Genomic DNA, 15847 nt, shown 5'->3' on the forward strand with positions numbered 1-15847 from the left:
GCCCAGGGCGCTGCTCCGGGCGCCGCCTCCCCCTGTCTCGTGCAGGGCCGTCACTTCCCGGCAGCGATGTCCTTGAGCGCGATGTTGAGTTCGAGGACGTTCACGCGGGGCTCGCCCATGAATCCGAGCGTGCGGCCCTCGGTGTGTGCGGCGACCAGCCTCTCGACCCGGGCGACCGGGAGGCCGTTCCTCGCGGCGACCCGGTGGACCTGGAGCTGCGCGTAGGCCGGGGAGATGGCCGGGTCGAGACCGGAGCCGGAGGACGTCACCGCGTCCGGGGGCACCTCGGACGCGTTCACCGTGTGACCTGGCACGGAGTTGTCCTTGACGACTGCGGCTTTGGCGTCCTTCACCTGCTCGACCAGGTCCTTGTTGTCGGCGGACAGGTTGGTCGCGCCGGAGAGGATCAGCTTGTACCGGGTGTTGACGCTGTTGGAGCCGAGTCCGTTGGACGGCCGGCCCTGGAACCACTTCAGGTCGGGTTCGGGAGTCTCCTGCCCTTTCTTCAGAGGGAGGGCGTAGGACTGCCCGATCAGGGACGAGCCCACGACCTTGCCGTCCGACCTGATCTCGGAGCCGTTCGCCTTGTCGTGGAACAGTGCCTGGGCGACGCCGGTGACGACCAGCGGGTAGATGACACCGGTCACCAGGGTCAGCACCAGGAGGGCACGCAGTCCCGCCCCGAGCAGCCGGGCCGTGCCCGCAACGGAGTTGTTCATGGTGATCAGCCGATTCCGGGGATGAGGGAGATGAGCAGGTCGATGAGCTTGATGCCGATGAACGGGGCGACCAGGCCGCCGAGGCCGTAGACGGTCAGGTTGCGCCGCAGCAGCCGGTCCGCACTCATCGGCCGGTACCGGACGCCCTTGAGGGACAGCGGGACCAGCGCGATGATGACCAGCGCGTTGAAGATCACGGCCGAGAGGATCGCGGAGTCCGGTGAGGACAGCCCCATGATGTTCAGCTTGTCCAGGCCCGGGTAGACCGCCGCGAACAGCGCCGGGATGATCGCGAAGTACTTGGCCACGTCGTTGGCGATGGAGAACGTGGTCAGCGCGCCCCGGGTGATGAGGAGTTGCTTGCCGATCTCCACGATCTCGATGAGCTTGGTCGGGTTCGAGTCGAGGTCGACCATGTTGCCGGCCTCCTTGGCGGCAGACGTGCCGGTGTTCATGGCCACGCCGACGTCCGCCTGGGCGAGTGCGGGGGCGTCGTTGGTGCCGTCGCCGGTCATGGCGACGAGCTTGCCGCCTGCCTGCTCCCGCTTGATGAGGGCCATCTTGTCCTCGGGAGTGGCCTCCGCGAGGAAGTCGTCGACGCCCGCCTCCTCGGCGATGGCCTTGGCCGTCAGCGGGTTGTCCCCGGTGATCATGACCGTCTTGATGCCCATGCGCCGCAGTTCCTCGAACCGCTCCCGCATGCCGTCCTTGACGACGTCCTTCAGGTGGATGACACCCAGGACCCTGGCGCCGCGGGCGTCCTCGACGGCGACGAGCAGCGGGGTTCCGCCCGCCTCGGAGATGGCGTTGGCGATTCCGTCCGCGTCGACGGCGACCGTGCCGCCCCGCTCCTCCACCCACGTGATGACCGACCCGGCCGCTCCCTTGCGCACCTTCCTGCCGTCGAAGTCGACACCCGACATGCGGGTCTGGGCGGTGAACCCGATCCACTCGGCGCCGGTCAGCTCGCCCTGGCGGCGTTCGCGCAGCCCGTACCTCTCCTTGGCGAGGACCACGACGGAACGGCCCTCGGGGGTCTCGTCGGCGAGCGAGGACATCTGGGCGGCGTCGGCGACCTCCGCCTCGGTGGTGCCGGCCACCGGGACGAACTCCGCTGCCTGCCGGTTGCCCAGAGTGATGGTTCCGGTCTTGTCCAGCAGCAGCGTGGAGACGTCACCGGCCGCCTCGACGGCCCGGCCCGACATGGCCAGCACGTTGCGCTGGACGAGGCGGTCCATGCCGGCGATGCCGATGGCGGAGAGCAGGGCGCCGATCGTGGTCGGGATCAGGCACACCAGCAGGGCGATCAGAACGATCATGGAGAGGCGGGTGCCGGCGTAGTCCGCGAGCGGGGGAAGCGTGGCGCACGCCAGCAGGAACACGATCGTCAGCGAGGCCAGCAGGATGTTCAGCGCGATCTCGTTGGGCGTCTTCTGCCGTGCCGCGCCCTCTACCAGGCTGATCATCCGGTCGATGAAGGTCTCGCCGGGCTTCGTGGTGATCTTGATGACGATCCGGTCGGAGAGCACCTTCGTGCCGCCGGTGACGGCGCTGCGGTCACCGCCGGACTCGCGGATGACGGGTGCGGACTCGCCGGTGATCGCCGATTCGTCGACGGAGGCGACGCCCTCGACCACGTCACCGTCGCCGGGGATCACCTCCCCCGCCTCGCAGACGACGAGGTCACCGACGCGCAGCTCGGTACCGGGGACCCGCTCCTCGGCCGCGCCGTTCAGCCGGCGGGCGACCGTGTCGGTCTTGGCCCTGCGCAGGGTGTCGGCCTGGGCCTTGCCCCGCCCCTCGGCGACGGCCTCGGCGAGGTTGGCGAACAGGACGGTCAGCCACAGCCAGGCGCTGATGGCCCAGCCGAACCAGTCGGTGGGGTCGGTGAAGGAGAACGCCGTGGTCAGCACGGAGCCGATCCACACCACGAACATCACGGGTGACTTGACCATCACTCGCGGGTCGAGTTTGCGGACGGCGTCCGGCAGCGACTTCAGCAGTGCCCTGGGGTCGAAGAGGCCCGCGCCGACGCGTCCCTCGGCCGGCTTGTGCCCGGAGGGTACGTCGCTGTGCGGTGCCCGGGTCGGGGTGACTGTGGACATCGAGTCCTCTGGCTTCTCTATCCGGGTGGTCATCACGCCAGCCCCTCGGCCAGCGGGCCCAGCGCCAGGGCCGGGAAGTAGGTCAGACCGGTGATGATCATGATCGCGCCCACGAGCAGGCCGGTGAACAGCGGCTTCTCGGTACGCAGGGTGCCCGCGGAGACCGGCACCGGGCTCTGGCCGGCGAGCGAGCCGGCCAGCGCGAGGACGAACACCATGGGCAGGAAACGTCCGAGCAGCATGGCGAGCCCGGTCATGGTGTTGAACCAGTCGGTGTTGGCGTTCAGCCCGGCGAAGGCCGAGCCGTTGTTGTTCGAGGCCGAGGTGAAGGCGTAGAGAACCTCGGAGAACCCGTGCGCACCGGAGTTGAGCATGGAGTCCGGCGGGGTCGGCAGCGCCAGGGAGGCCGCGGTGAAGACGAGGACCAGGGCCGGCGTGATCAGGATGTAGGCGGCGGCGAGTTTCATCTCGCGGGCGCCGATCTTCTTGCCGAGGTACTCGGGAGTACGGCCGACCATGAGTCCGGCGATGAACACCGCGATGATCGCCATGATCAGCGTGCCGTAGAGCCCGGAACCGGTACCGCCGGGCGCGATTTCACCCAGCATCATGCCGAGCATCGTGATCCCGCCGCCCAGCCCGGTGAAGGAGGAGTGGAAGGAGTCCACGGCACCCGTCGACGTCAGTGTCGTGGACACCGCGAAGATCGATGAGCCGCCGACGCCGAAGCGGACCTCCTTGCCTTCCATCGCACCGCCCGCGGCCTGCAGCGCCGGGCCGTGGTGGGTGAACTCCGTCCACATCATCAGGGCGACGAAGGCGAGCCAGATGGTTCCCGTCGTCGCCAGGATCGCGTAGCCCTGCTTGACCGAGCCGACCATGACGCCGAAGGTGCGGGTCAGGGAGAACGGGATCACGAGGATGAGGAAGATCTCGAAGAGGTTGGTGAAGGGGGTCGGGTTCTCGAACGGGTGGGCGCTGTTGGCGTTGAAGTAGCCGCCGCCGTTGGTACCCAGCTCCTTGATGGCCTCCTGGGAGGCGACCGCGCCGCCGTTCCACTGCTGGGTGCCGCCCATGAACTGCCCGACCTCGTGGATGCCGGAGAAGTTCTGGATCGCGCCGAAGGCCACCAGGACGATGGCGCCGATGGCCGCGCCCGGCAGCAGGATGCGCAGCGTGCCGCGCACCAGGTCGGACCAGAAGTTGCCCAGCTCACCGGAGCGGGACCGGGCGAAGCCGCGCACGAGGGCCACCGCGACGGCCATGCCCACGGCGGCCGACACGAAGTTCTGCACGGCCAGACCGGCCGTCTGGACGACGTGGCCCATGGTCTGTTCGCCGTAGTACGACTGCCAGTTGGTGTTGGTCACGAACGAGACGGCCGTGTTGAACGACTGGGCCGGGCCGACCGGGTCGAAGCCGAGCGAGCCGGGCAGGATGCCCTGCAGCCGCTGCAGCAGGTAGAGGAAGAGGACGCTGACCGCGGAGAAGGCGAGGACGCCGCGCAGGTAGGCGGGCCAGGTCATCTCGGCGTCGGGGTTGGCGCCGATGGCCTTGTAGATCCACTTCTCCGGCCGCCAGTGCCTGTCGGAGGAGTAGACCCTGGCCATGTAGTTGCCGAGGGGAATGTAGGCGAGCGCCAGTGCCCCTATGAGGGCGAGCAGTTGGAGGACGCCGGCGAGTACGGGACCCATGGGGTGCTCAGAACCTCTCCGGGAAGATCAGGGCGAGGACGAGATAACCCAGCAGGGCGACGGCCACGATCAGGCCGACGATGTTCTCGGCGGTCACAGCTTCGTCACCCCCTTGGCGACGAGGGCCACCAGCGCGAAACCCGCGATCGTGGCGAGGACGAAGGCCAGATCGGCCATCGCGAACTCCTGGGGTGAGGTTCGGTGAACAGGGACAAGTAGAGGTAAGCGCCTCCTTGGCCGGATCGGTCGCCCGTTGACGGCTCTCATACGGCGCCGCCCTCGGCTTTGACGGATCTCTTACGGCCGCTGATCCGTACCGGGGGCGGGCGCGACCTCCGTAACGGTCCTGGCAGGCGGGGCTACGGCAGCCGGAAGCGAAGGCGGTGTGCCCCGCCGCCGTGTCGACGGGGCTGGGCGGGGAGCCTCGCTTCCCGCCGGCACGGCGAACTTGTGCGTGCCTACGCCTCCATGGCCGAGGTACCGGCTGTGCCGGGGGCTGGGACGCGTACGACGAGCAGTGCGACGTCGTCGCCGGGGGCCGGTCCGGCCACGCGGTCCGCGATGTGGGTGAGGAGTGTGGGCAGGGCGCTGTCACGGTGTGCGCCGAGGAGTGATGCGGTGCTGTCGGTCAGGGCGTCCAGGTCCGAGCCGCGGTGTTCGACGAGGCCGTCCGTGTACAGGAGGAGCAGGCTTCCGGGCTCCAGGGTGCGGCGATAGGTGGGGCGAGGGGCGCCGCCGAAGGTGGGGTGGATCAGGGGGCCGTGTTCGTCGAGCCGTTGGACCGGGCCGTCGGGCAGGGCGAGCAGTGGGGGTGGGTGGCCCGCGTTGGTCCAGGTAAGTTCCCAGCTGCCGTCCTCGGCTGGATCGGCGGAATCGGCGGGGCGCAGATGTGCGTGGACGAGAGTGCCGCTGGAGTGGATTCCCAGGGCGAGGTTGGCGCGTTCGAGGGCGGTGACGATGTGTCCGGGGCTGGTGCCGAGGTGGTCGAGGTCGGCTTGGCGGAGCATGCTGCGGGTCTGGCCCATGAGGGTGGCGGCGTGCATGTTGTGTCCGGTGATGTCGCCGATGGTGAGGGCGACGGCGGCCGGGTTCCGCTCGCCGTCGGGGCCGCCGGGCAGCCGGTAGAGGTCGTACCAGTCGCCTCCGACCAGTTCGGCCGCGACGGCCGGCCGGTACAGGGCTGCGGTTTCCAGACCGGGCACCGTCGGCAGTTCGGTGAGCATGGCCTGCTGCATCTGGTGGGCCACGTCGATGCGGTGTTCGACGAAGAGGGCGCGTTCGACCGCGCGGGCGGTGTACCCGGCGATCACGGACAGCACGGCCCGCTCGGTGATGTCGACGTCGTAGGGCCGGTCCCAGCCCAGGACGAGCGTGCCGAGGGGGATGACGGTGCCGGGCAGCGGGACACATGCCGCGGTGTGGAGGCCGAGTTCACCGTACGCGGCGACCGCTTCCGCGCTGTACCGGGCGGCCAGTTCGTCGGGATCACGAATGATGATCATGCAGTTCTCGCGTGCGGCGTGAGCCGTGAGCCAGGCCGCGCTGATGGGGTAGGTCTCGTGGGTGTGCTCCACGGGAGCGCTGCCCGTCCGGTCCACCAGGCGCCGCATCTGGGTCTTCTCGGCCAGGACCAGGCCGACGTAGACGGGCTTGAGGTCGCTGGTGATCAGGTCACGGACCTGCTGGCGCACGTCGGCCAGGCTGCTGGTGTCGGCGAGGGCGTCCGCGGCACGCAGCATGAGCTGTGAGCGTTTCAGCGCGGTGCGGGCCCGTTCGTGCGCCTCGTCCGCGGCCCGGCGGGCCTCGGCCTCTCCTCGGCGGGCCGTCTCACGCTGGCGGGAGACGATCCGCAGCCGCAGCTCCGCGCTGCAGGCAGCGGCCAGGTCCTCGAGGATCTCCAGCTCGCCCGCGTTCCAGACGCGTGGCCGGGTGTCGATGGCGCACAAGGAGCCCAGTACATGGCCGTCGCCGTCGGTGAGCGGCGCCCCGGCGTATCCGATCACGCCGAGATCGTCGATCGCCGGACTCCGCGCCGTACGGTCGTGGGTGCGGATGTCGGACACGGTGAAGGGCTTGCGGTCCTCTACGACGTGCCGGCACACCGAGTGCGTCAGCGGGGTCTGCCGTGCCGCCGCCCACGGCTCGTCCAGGCCGATCATCCCCGGGAAGACCTGCCGGCCCTCCTCCACCAGAGACACCAGCGCCACGGGCACACCGAGCAGGTTGGACACCAGACGGGCGAAGCGGTCCATCCCGGCGTCCGCCACGGACGACAGACCCGTGTCCCGCAAGGCCGCCAGTCGCTCCGGCTCCCCGACCGCAGAGACCGTCTCCCGCTCCGTCACCCGACTGCTCCTGGACACACAAGGTCCCGCGCGCATCGGGACTGTCAAGTTCGTTGACGGGCGGCAACAGTAATCGACCCACCCTGACACAACAAGCGGCCCCGGGATCTCCGGCTATGAGGACGGCCGGACGGTCGGCGGGGTGCCGCTGGAGAGCGCGGTCGATCACCTCGCGGACGGCACCTCTGGTGCGGCCGGGGTGAGGCCGCCAACGGGGCTTCTCTCATCCTGTACTGACCACCACTCGTTTGCATGTCCGGTAGTTTCCTGGGCGCGTCTCGTTCATGACTGATGAGGAGTGACATGCGCTACGGCTACATCGGCTCGATGAAGGTCAAACCCGGCCACCGCGCGGAGGTGGTCGCCGTACTGGTCGCCGGCGCTGATGGTCTGCGCGAAGCGGGATGCCATCTCTACGTCGTGACCGAATCGGCCACCGACGAGGACACCGTGTGGGTGAGCGAGGTGTGGGAGAGCGAAGAGCATCACGCCGCCTCGTTGCAGTCGCCCGAGGCGAAGGCGGCAATCAGCAAGGTCATGCCGCTGCTGACAGGTGAGTTCACTCGCCAGGAGACGCGCGTCGCGGGCGGTCTTGGTATCTGACCGCGGCTGCGTGCGGCCCGTGCAGGTCTACTTCCCGACCTGCGCCGCGAGTCATGTCCGCTCCCGTCGGCCTACGCCGTCCAGGCGACGGCCACGACTGCCGCGGCGGCCGTGAACGTTCCGACGGCGTAGAAGGCCCACGGCCGCTGATTGCGCATGCCTGTCCACGCCAGCGCGGCTATCAGGGCGTCCAGGGCAAGCTTCACCCACATCTTCGCGTCGTTCACCGGGAGGTCCAGGGACGAGCGGGTCCATATGAGCCCCGCCCCAGTGACCAGTTGGACGGCCGCGCTGGTCACCATGTACCCGCCGGTCACCGGGTCCTTCCCACGAGTCTGGTAGAAGATGCCGCCCAGGAGCGCGGCGAAGCCGAAGAGGTGGAAGACGAGGAAGACGTACCGGAGGATCTCCATGTCAGTGATCTTTCTCTTGCGGCAGCAGGTGGCTTCCGAACCCAAGACGATGCGGCGGCTCGGCCTGTGACATTCACGGCCTGAACGGCGGCGAGACGTGGATCACATCGCGGGTCGGCCTGCTCGCCGGGAGGTGAGCGCGGCCTCGGACACCAGGGCGCCAACCCCGGACCAGGTCAGCCCAGATCGACGAGCCGAGCGGGCGCACTCCCCCGGTGCAGGTGCGTACCCTCACCCCCGGCCTCCAGGATGCCGACCGCGTCCCAGCCGCCACGGCCGATAAACTTGAGCCATGACCATGTGGGTGCCGCGAACGGACGGCGGCCGACCGGAGGGCCGGTTCTGCTCTCACGGTGACCAGCCCGACCCGGCCCCGGAGGCCGGCACCGGCTGCCAAGAGTGCGCGGCCGCGGGACGGCGCTGGGTGCACCTGCGCAGATGCCTCACCTGCGGACACCTCGGCTGCTGCGACAGCTCTCCCGGCGCCCACGCCACCTCCCACCACGAAGCGACCGGACACCCCGTGGCCGGCTCGGCCGAGCCGGGGGAGGAATGGGCGTGGTGCTACGTCGACGAGGTCTTCCTGCGGCCGGGGTGACACGGCGCTGACATCCACCTGGCGTCCGCGTCAGCGGTCCCCACCGCAGGCTGACCTGGGGAAGCGTGTAAGGGTGTGGCATGACGACGGACCGATTTGAAGTCACACGCCAGATGGCCGCATCCCCCTCCACGATCTTCGACGTACTGCGTTCCCCGCAGGGCCACGTGGCCATCGACAGTTCCGGGATGCTCCAGTCCGCCGAGGGCGACCCGGTGGGTGCGGTGGGGGATCAGTTCCTCGTCCACATGGACCGTGAGGCGCTCGGAGATCTCCCCATGGGCCGTTACGACGTGACCGTGGTCATCACCCGCTACGAACCCGACGCCCTGCTGGAGTGGACGATCTCGGGCACCATCCAGCCGCCCATCCGCCACCTCTACGGCTACCGCCTCACCCCCAACGAGTCGGGCACGCTGGTCACTTCGTACTACGACTGGAGCCAGATCGACGACAAGTACCGGAAGGCGGGCATCTTCCCCGTCATCCCGGAGGCCGGCCTGCGTGCCACGCTAGGGATTCTCGCGCGCACGGTCGCACAGAAGAACTCGTGACGGCGTAACCGCTCTTCGTGCAGTGACCGGGCACCCTGGAGGGGCGAGACGAGACCGCCTGCTCCTTCGCCTCCCCCCTCCAGGCGTATCCGTCGGGGTCATGAGCGACAAGTGCGCCAAGTGTTGACGTGTGCACGCTTAGTGGCTTCCATGGGCTCAGTTCCCGCAATGGGAGCGCTCCCATGCCTCTCCGGAGAGGACTCCGCGATGCGACACCCGCTCGTACGACGCCTCCGACACGCCACCGTCGCCCTGCTGCTGGCGGTCTCCGCGCTGATCCCGCTCACCGCCGTCTCCGCACAGGCCGCCCCCGCGCGGGACGCCGCCGTGCCGGGCGCCGGTCCCTGGCACACCGATGGACGGCGACTGCTCGACGCGCAGAACCAGCCGGTGCGGATGGCCGGCATCAACTGGTTCGGCTTCGAGACGGCCAACTACGTGGCCCACGGCCTCTGGTCGCGCGACTACCGCTCCATGACCGACCAGATGAAGTCGCTCGGATACAACACGATCCGCCTGCCCTACAGCGACGACATCTTCAAGAACACGACCCCGAACGGCATCTCGTACGCGAACGGCCTCAACGCCGACCTCCAGGGTCTCAACTCCCTCCAGGTCATGGACAAGATCGTCGACTACGCAGGCTCGATCGGCCTGAAGGTGGTGCTCGACCGCCACCGGCCCGACTCCTCGGCGCAGTCGGCGCTCTGGTACACCTCCGCCGTCCCGGAGAGCACCTGGATCAGCGACCTCGAAGCCCTGGCCACCCGCTACCGGGGCAACTCGGCGGTGGTGGGCATCGACCTGCACAACGAACCCCACGACCCGGCCTGCTGGGGCTGCGGCGACCAGGCCACCGACTGGCGCCTCGCCGCCGAACGGGCCGGGAACGCGGTACTGGCCGCCAACCCCGACCTGCTGATCTTCGTGGAGGGCGTGCAGACCGTCGGCGGCAAGAGCTACTGGTGGGGCGGCAACCTGGCGGGCGCGGGCGCCGCGCCGGTACGGCTGAGCGTCCCCGGCCGCCTGGTGTACTCCGCGCACGACTACGCCACCAGCGTCGCTCAGCAGCCGTGGTTCAGCGACCCGTCGTTCCCGGCCAACATGCCGGCCATCTGGGACGAGCACTGGGGCTACCTCGTCAAGCAGAACATCGCCCCGGTGCTGCTCGGCGAGTTCGGCACCACCCTGCAGGCCGGCGTGGACCAGAAGTGGCTCGCCGCTCTGGTCGACTACCTGCGCCCCACCCGGACGGCCGGTGCGGACGGCTTCCAGTGGACGTTCTGGTCGTGGAACCCCAACTCCGGTGACACCGGCGGCATTCTGAAGGACGACTGGCAGAGCGTGGACACCGTCAAGGACGGCTACCTCGCGAGCATCAAGGCTCCCGGTTTCGCCGTCGGCGGCTCGGGCGGCGGGGGCGACACCACCGCACCGTCGGCGCCGACCGGGTTTGCCGTGACCGGCACGACGGCGTCCTCGGTCTCGCTGAGCTGGTCGGCGTCCACCGACGACACCGGCGTGACCGGGTACGACGTGTACCGGGGCACCGCCAAGGCCGGCTCGGCCACCGGTACTTCCTTCACCGACACCGGCCTCGCCGCGGGCACGAGCTACGGCTACACCGTGCGGGCGCGGGACGCGGCGGGCAACACCTCCGCCGCCTCGGCACAGGTCACGGCGAAGACCTCGGGCACCGGCGGAGGAGACGCGGGCTGCACGGCGACGTACAAGGTGAGCAGCGACTGGGGCAGCGGCTTAAACGCCGATGTCACCGTCAAGAACACCGGCGGCGCGGCGACGAAGGGCTGGCAGGTCAGCTGGACCTGGGCGGGTCCGCAGACCGTCAGCGGGATGTGGAACGCCTCCTACACCCAGACCGGGAAGGCGGTGACCGCCACCGACGCCGGGCACAACGGAGTGCTCGCTCCCGGTGCGACCGCCTCGTTCGGGTTCGGCGCGGCCCCGGGAGGCGCCGCCACACCGGCACTCACCTGCCGGACGAGCTGAGCCCTGCGGCAACGTGAACCGTCCGGCCCGCCGGGGGCCCGTCGGCTCACGCGTCCCGGCGCCGCTCGTACCGCGACACCGCATCCAGCAGCCACGTGTCCGGCCACTCCGCGGCATCGACCGGTCCTATCGAGCGGGCCCCCTCCACGCAGCGAGGGTCGTCGGCGTCGGCGAGGCCCGCTGACGGCCTTGATGCGGACCAACTGGTCGTCCTCGTCCAGGAACCCGGCCAGGATGTCCGCGACGAAGGCGCTGCGGCCCTCGAATTCGTAGAGCTGCTCGCACACGGTCACGCGGACGGCGGCGTCGGGGTCCCGGGCCAGTTCGGCCAGCACGTCCAATGCCTCCGGGTGCGTGTAGGCGTGTCGCGACCTGCGCAGCATCAACGGCATCTGGCCGCGCACCCGCGGGTCGGGATGCGCACGGCAGGCAGGTCCTGTCTCCTCGACCCTCCGGTAGCGGCCCCGTCAGCAGGCCGAAAACCCTTGGAGCCCGCCTTGCCCGGCGTGGAATGATCTTCGGCTACTGCTGACACAGGGGAAGGCTGAGAAGGTGTACGTACCGTCGTCCGCGCGAGCTCTTGATGACCAGGACCCCTCGCCCCACCAGGACTCCGAGACGGCCGGTCCCCCGGTCATCCGCTTCAACCCCCGCTACCTCGAAGACGTCCGCTCCGGCGTCAAGACCAAGACCACCCGCTTCCGCGATCCGGCCCAACTTGGCGCGGCACGGCTGGTGTTCGAGAGCGAACCCGAGGTCGTCCTGCCGGCGGAGGTGACCGGCATCAGGCACTGCCTGGTCAGCGACCTCACCGACCAGGACGCCCGGGACGAGGGGCTGACGACCGTGACCGAACTCCGCGCAGCCCTCAAGAGGCACTACCCGGACCTGGCGGGAAGCGACGAAGTCGACGTCATCACCTTCCAGGTCAACGACTGGGCGGACGCCGGTCAACCGACCGTTTCGGAATGAGGTGAACGTCGGAGAGGGTCGGCCCGTCGTACCGGTCATACCTGAGAGCCACATCCCAAGACGGCTCCCAGGTGGGACGCCGACGACGGGCTCTCCTTCCTAACGTCCCTTCCTGGCAGGCCCGGAGGGCGGGCGGCCGGGGAGGAGCGACATGGGAAGCGCATCGCCGTCGGCCGGAGGCGTCCGGCAAACGCCCGCGGCCGGACGCCCGGAGGCGCGGGGTCAGGTGGGGCGGGATCGGGGGAACGGGCGCGGCGCTCCGGCCCCGGCCCGGCGTCGGCGGCTGGTTGGCGGGCTCCTGCCGGCGCTGCTCACCGCCGCGACCGCGGCCGCCCTCACCGCCGCCGCGCAGCCCGCCGTTCCGGCTCCGCCCCCGGCCGCTGTCCGGCCCCGTGCCGCCGCGGCGCTCCCGGAGGCGTACCGCGCGCACCGGGCCGACGCTGTCGCGGCCGCCCGCCTGGCCGCCGCGCACGGGGACCGGCGGCGAGCCGCGGCCGAGCGGGCGCTGACCGTGCCCGGACGGAACCTGCTCGCCTTCGACGGCCGGGGGGCCGGACGGGTCACCGAGGTCCTGGGCGACCTGGGGCACGCCGACCGGATCGCCGTCCTGGTCCCGGGCTCCGACACCTCGCTGGACACCTACGGCCGCTTCCTCGCGACGGCGACGGCGCTGTACGCGGACCTCGCGCACCGGGCCCCGGCCGAACCGCGCCCGGTCGTCGTCGCGTGGCTCGGTTACGACACTCCGGCGACGGCCGGTACGGCGGTGACGACCACCACCCGCGCCGACCGGGCGGCCCCCGCCCTCGCCGCGCTCACGCGGGAGTTGCGCGCCCTCGCGCCCGCCGGGGCCCGTCTCTCCCTGCTCTGCCATTCCTACGGGTCCGTCGTCTGCGCTCGTGCCGCGCACGCGGTGGACGTGGACGATCTCGTCCTGGTCGGCAGCCCGGGAACGGGCGCGGCGGACGTCTCCGGGCTGCGGACCTCCGCCCGTGTCTGGGCCGCCCGTGGCAGCCGGGACTGGGTGTCCCACGTGCCGCACCTGCGGGTCGTCCTCCCCTTCGGCACGGTCGGGTTCGGGACCGACCCGGTCTCCCCGTCCTTCGGCGCCCGGGTCTTCGACGCCGCTGACGCCGGCCACAGCGGCTACTTCGCCCCCGGCTCGGTCTCCCTGGCCAACCTCGCCCGGATCACCCTGGGAGAGCGCGGGGAGGTGACCGGTGCCCGTGGCTGACCAAGTCCCTTTCTCCTCAAGCCGCTTACGCACAGCTTTCCGGCGGGGAGCCCTCCGTATCGACGCGGCCACCCCGGGCTCACGTGACCGGGCGGTCGACGCGCTGCGCGCCCTCGCGATCCTCGGCATGATCCTGGGCCACTGGTGCGTGACGGCTCTGGTCGCCGAGGACGGCGCCCTGCGCACGGACAGCCCCCTCCAGTACTTGCCCAGGCTGGCCCCCGTCTCCTGGCTGTTCCAGACCTTGGCCGTGTTCTTCCTGGCGGGAGGGCACGGGGCGACCCTCAGCCATGCGAGGGCCCGGGCGCGGGGGCTGACGTACGCGCAGTGGCTGCGGGCCCGGCTGAGCCGTCTCACCCGGCCGGTGGCGGCCCTCCTCGGCCTGTGGGCGGTGGCCGCGCTGTCCCTGCTGCTCTCGGGGGCACCCCTGGACACGGTCCACTCCCTGCTGCGGCTCGCCCTCTCGCCGCTGTGGTTCCTGCTGGTCCTGGTCGCGCTGACCGCCGCCACTCCGCTCGTACGCCGCCTGCATCCGCTGTGGCCTCTGGCCGCCGTCCTCGAGGTGGACGTCCTCAGGTTCGGCCTGCACGCCGGTCCGTCCTGGACGGGCTGGGTGAACGTGGCAGCGGGCTGGCTGGTCCCCTTCACGCTGGGCGCCGCCTGGGCCCGGGGTGAACTGGCGGGCCGCCGGGCGGGGTTGTTGCTTCTTTCCGGTGGCACGGTGGCCACGGCGCTGCTCGTGACGGTCGCCGGGTATCCCGCCTCGATGGTGGGGGTCCCGGGCGCGGCGGTCTCCAATCTCGACCCGCCGACCCTGGCGGCCGTCACCTTCGGCCTGGCCCAGTGCGGTCTGGCCCTGCTCCTGCGCGAACCGCTGCGCCGACTCATGAGCCGTCCGCTCGTGTGGGCGGGCGTCGCCCTGGCCAACGTCAGCGCCATGACGCTCTACCTCTGGCACCAGACGGCCCTCATGGTGACGACCTCCGCCGTCCTGCTGATCGGCGATTTCCCCGGGCTACACACCCGGCCGGACAGTGCGGCCTGGGTGGCCGCGCGACTGCTCTGGCTGCCCGTCTTCGCCCTGGTACTGGCCCTGTTGTGGACGGCGTTCCGTCGGTGCGAGCAGCGCTTCCCGCATCCCGTGGCCGGGCGGAGGCGGCGCGGGTGGAACAGGGTCGTACGAACGCACCGGGGTCCGAAGAAGGAGGCTGCGCGGGAGGTACGGCGTGTCTAGGGTGGGACGGAACATCGTGACCGGGGTGGGGCGTGTGACGGAGACGGGGGGCCGCCGGATGTCCGTGACGCTCCTGGGCCGGGGGGCGGGGCGGCTGCAACTGCGTCTGCGGCTGCTGCGCGAGGACCTGCTGACCTTCCGCTCCGATCCGCTGCCCGCGTTCGTGTGGCTGCGGTGGCTCCCCCACGGCCTGCTGTGCCTGGCCGCGTTCGGGATCGGCTTCGGCGGTGTGGCTCAACTGATGGACAACGCCGGTCTCCAGCCCGGAGCGGCCTTCGTGGCCGGTCTCGCACCGGGCGTCGCCGTCGTGATCGCGCTGCGGTGGCCGCTCGCGGCATGGTGGCTGTCCTCCGCCGCCGTCGTGGCGGGCGCCGCCGGCATCCACGCGCGGCTGGCCGACGGGACCGGCAGGGGTGGTGTCATCTGGCCGTGGACCGCCGCCGGCATCATCGCCCACCTGATCGTCCTGCTGCTGCTGGCGCTGCGGGTGCCCACCCGGGTCGCGCTCGAGGCGCTGGCCGTGACGGTGCTGTACACGTTCCTGCTGGAGGGCGTGTGGGGTGCGGGGCCCCATCAGTCCACCGGGGTCGTCGCGGTGGTGCTGTCCGTGGTCGTCGTGGTGCTCGGTACCGCGCTGCGCGGACGCCGGGTCGCCCGCGCCCAGCTGGTCGAGCAGACCAGCCTCACCGAGGAGGAGCGGTCGCGGCGCACGCTGCTGGAGGAGCGCGGCCGGATCGCCCGGGAGCTGCACGACGTGGTCGCCCACCACATGTCGGTCATCTCCATCCAGGCGCAGGTGGCCCCACACCTCGTGGCGAATCCCACGGACGAGCTGCGGGAGAACCTGGAGGGGATTCGTACCAACGCCCTGGAGGCCCTCACCGAACTGCGCCGGGTCCTCGGCGTGCTGCGCTCGGAGGTGCCCGACGTCTCCGACACCCCGCAGCCCGATCTCGGGCGGCTGGAGGACCTGTTCGAGAACATCCGGGCCGCCGGTCTGACCGTGACCGCCCGGTTCCGGGGCGAGCGGCGCCCGTACCCGCCGGGGGTGGAGCTGTCGGCGTACCGGATTCTTCAGGAGGCGCTCAGCAACGCGTTACGGCACGCGCCCGGTTCGGTGGTGCGCGTGGAGGTCGAGTGCCTCGACGACGGCATATCCCTGGACGTCGTCGACTCCGGCGCGGACGGTCCGGTCCGGTCCTCGCCGGGCAGCGGTCACGGTCTGCTGGGGATGCGGGAGCGTGCTGCCATGCTGGGCGGGCGGCTCACCGCGGGGCCGACCGGAGCGGGCGGCTTCCGGGTGACGGCGTTCCTGCCCGAGACGGACTCCGCAGCGCACCCCTTCTCGTCCCGACAGGAGCACTGA

Annotated in this window: 14 protein-coding genes and 1 pseudogene; 8 read left to right on the forward strand and 7 right to left on the reverse strand. The window is 70.7% G+C overall.

The window, feature by feature from the left end:
- Nucleotides 1-50 precede the first annotated feature (50 nt).
- From ABZ898_RS27655 to ABZ898_RS27675, 5 genes are all read right to left on the reverse strand, one after another.
- Nucleotides 51-719, reverse strand: a complete 669-nt coding sequence (locus ABZ898_RS27655; RefSeq protein ID WP_361664469.1) for a potassium-transporting ATPase subunit C — start codon at nucleotides 717-719, stop codon at nucleotides 51-53.
- A gap of 5 nt (nucleotides 720-724) precedes the next feature.
- Entirely contained in the window at nucleotides 725-2857 is a 2133-nt protein-coding gene (gene kdpB / locus ABZ898_RS27660) for a potassium-transporting ATPase subunit KdpB (RefSeq protein WP_361664472.1), read from the reverse strand.
- Nucleotides 2857-4518: a potassium-transporting ATPase subunit KdpA gene (gene kdpA / locus ABZ898_RS27665; RefSeq protein ID WP_361664474.1), complete on the reverse strand. Its 1662-nt coding sequence runs from the start codon at nucleotides 4516-4518 to the stop codon at nucleotides 2857-2859. Before kdpA ends, kdpB begins: the two co-directional genes overlap by 1 nt.
- Nucleotides 4519-4525: 7 nt before the next feature.
- Nucleotides 4526-4615 (reverse strand): K(+)-transporting ATPase subunit F, encoded by a 90-nt coding sequence (gene kdpF, locus ABZ898_RS27670; RefSeq protein ID WP_037659531.1) that lies wholly within the window; start codon nucleotides 4613-4615, stop codon nucleotides 4526-4528.
- A gap of 361 nt (nucleotides 4616-4976) precedes the next feature.
- Nucleotides 4977-6863, reverse strand: coding sequence for a SpoIIE family protein phosphatase (locus ABZ898_RS27675; RefSeq protein WP_361664477.1), 1887 nt, complete (start codon nucleotides 6861-6863; stop codon nucleotides 4977-4979).
- A 303-nt stretch (nucleotides 6864-7166) separates the two neighbouring features.
- Here ABZ898_RS27675 and ABZ898_RS27680 point away from each other — a divergent pair, with 303 nt between their 5' ends.
- The gene (locus ABZ898_RS27680; protein ID WP_361664480.1) at nucleotides 7167-7466 is read left to right on the forward strand and encodes a putative quinol monooxygenase; all 300 of its coding nucleotides are present in this window, start codon (nucleotides 7167-7169) and stop codon (nucleotides 7464-7466) included.
- Nucleotides 7467-7537: 71 nt separating this feature from the next.
- Here the strand turns inward: ABZ898_RS27680 and ABZ898_RS27685 are convergent, their stop codons facing one another.
- A complete protein-coding gene (locus ABZ898_RS27685) occupies nucleotides 7538-7879 on the reverse strand; it encodes a hypothetical protein (RefSeq protein WP_361664483.1) in 342 nt (113 codons plus the stop codon).
- A gap of 298 nt (nucleotides 7880-8177) precedes the next feature.
- On the opposite strand from ABZ898_RS27685, the gene ABZ898_RS27690 reads away from it, so the two are divergent.
- The 3 genes from ABZ898_RS27690 to ABZ898_RS27700 all read left to right on the forward strand — a co-directional run bounded on the left by ABZ898_RS27690 (nucleotide 8178) and on the right by ABZ898_RS27700 (nucleotide 11041).
- Nucleotides 8178-8477, forward strand: coding sequence for a UBP-type zinc finger domain-containing protein (locus tag ABZ898_RS27690; protein WP_361664556.1), 300 nt, complete (start codon nucleotides 8178-8180; stop codon nucleotides 8475-8477).
- 80 nt (nucleotides 8478-8557) lie between these two features.
- Entirely contained in the window at nucleotides 8558-9031 is a 474-nt protein-coding gene (locus ABZ898_RS27695) for an SRPBCC family protein (RefSeq protein WP_361664485.1), read from the forward strand.
- Nucleotides 9032-9238: 207 nt separating this feature from the next.
- Complete coding sequence (locus ABZ898_RS27700) at nucleotides 9239-11041, forward strand: cellulase family glycosylhydrolase (RefSeq protein ID WP_361664488.1); 1803 nt, start codon at nucleotides 9239-9241, stop codon at nucleotides 11039-11041.
- A gap of 242 nt (nucleotides 11042-11283) precedes the next feature.
- Here the strand turns inward: ABZ898_RS27700 and ABZ898_RS27705 are convergent.
- Nucleotides 11284-11433: pseudogene (locus tag ABZ898_RS27705) on the reverse strand (hypothetical protein); the annotation flags it as partial.
- Between the two features lie 160 nt (nucleotides 11434-11593).
- Here ABZ898_RS27705 and ABZ898_RS27710 point away from each other — a divergent pair.
- The 4 genes from ABZ898_RS27710 (at nucleotide 11594) to ABZ898_RS27725 (ending at nucleotide 15847) form a co-directional block, all read left to right on the forward strand.
- Nucleotides 11594-12013, forward strand: coding sequence for an ASCH domain-containing protein (locus tag ABZ898_RS27710; RefSeq protein ID WP_361664491.1), 420 nt, complete (start codon nucleotides 11594-11596; stop codon nucleotides 12011-12013).
- Between the two features lie 151 nt (nucleotides 12014-12164).
- A complete protein-coding gene (locus ABZ898_RS27715) occupies nucleotides 12165-13247 on the forward strand; it encodes an alpha/beta hydrolase (RefSeq protein ID WP_361664494.1) in 1083 nt (360 codons plus the stop codon).
- A complete protein-coding gene (locus tag ABZ898_RS27720) occupies nucleotides 13240-14481 on the forward strand; it encodes an acyltransferase (protein ID WP_361664497.1) in 1242 nt (413 codons plus the stop codon). The genes ABZ898_RS27715 and ABZ898_RS27720 overlap by 8 nt, the downstream gene beginning before the upstream one ends.
- Nucleotides 14482-14539: 58 nt before the next feature.
- Nucleotides 14540-15847, forward strand: a complete 1308-nt coding sequence (locus tag ABZ898_RS27725) for a sensor histidine kinase (protein WP_361664500.1) — start codon at nucleotides 14540-14542, stop codon at nucleotides 15845-15847.

This window comes from Streptomyces sp. NPDC046860 (assembly GCF_040645115.1).
GTDB lineage: Bacteria > Actinomycetota > Actinomycetes > Streptomycetales > Streptomycetaceae > Streptomyces.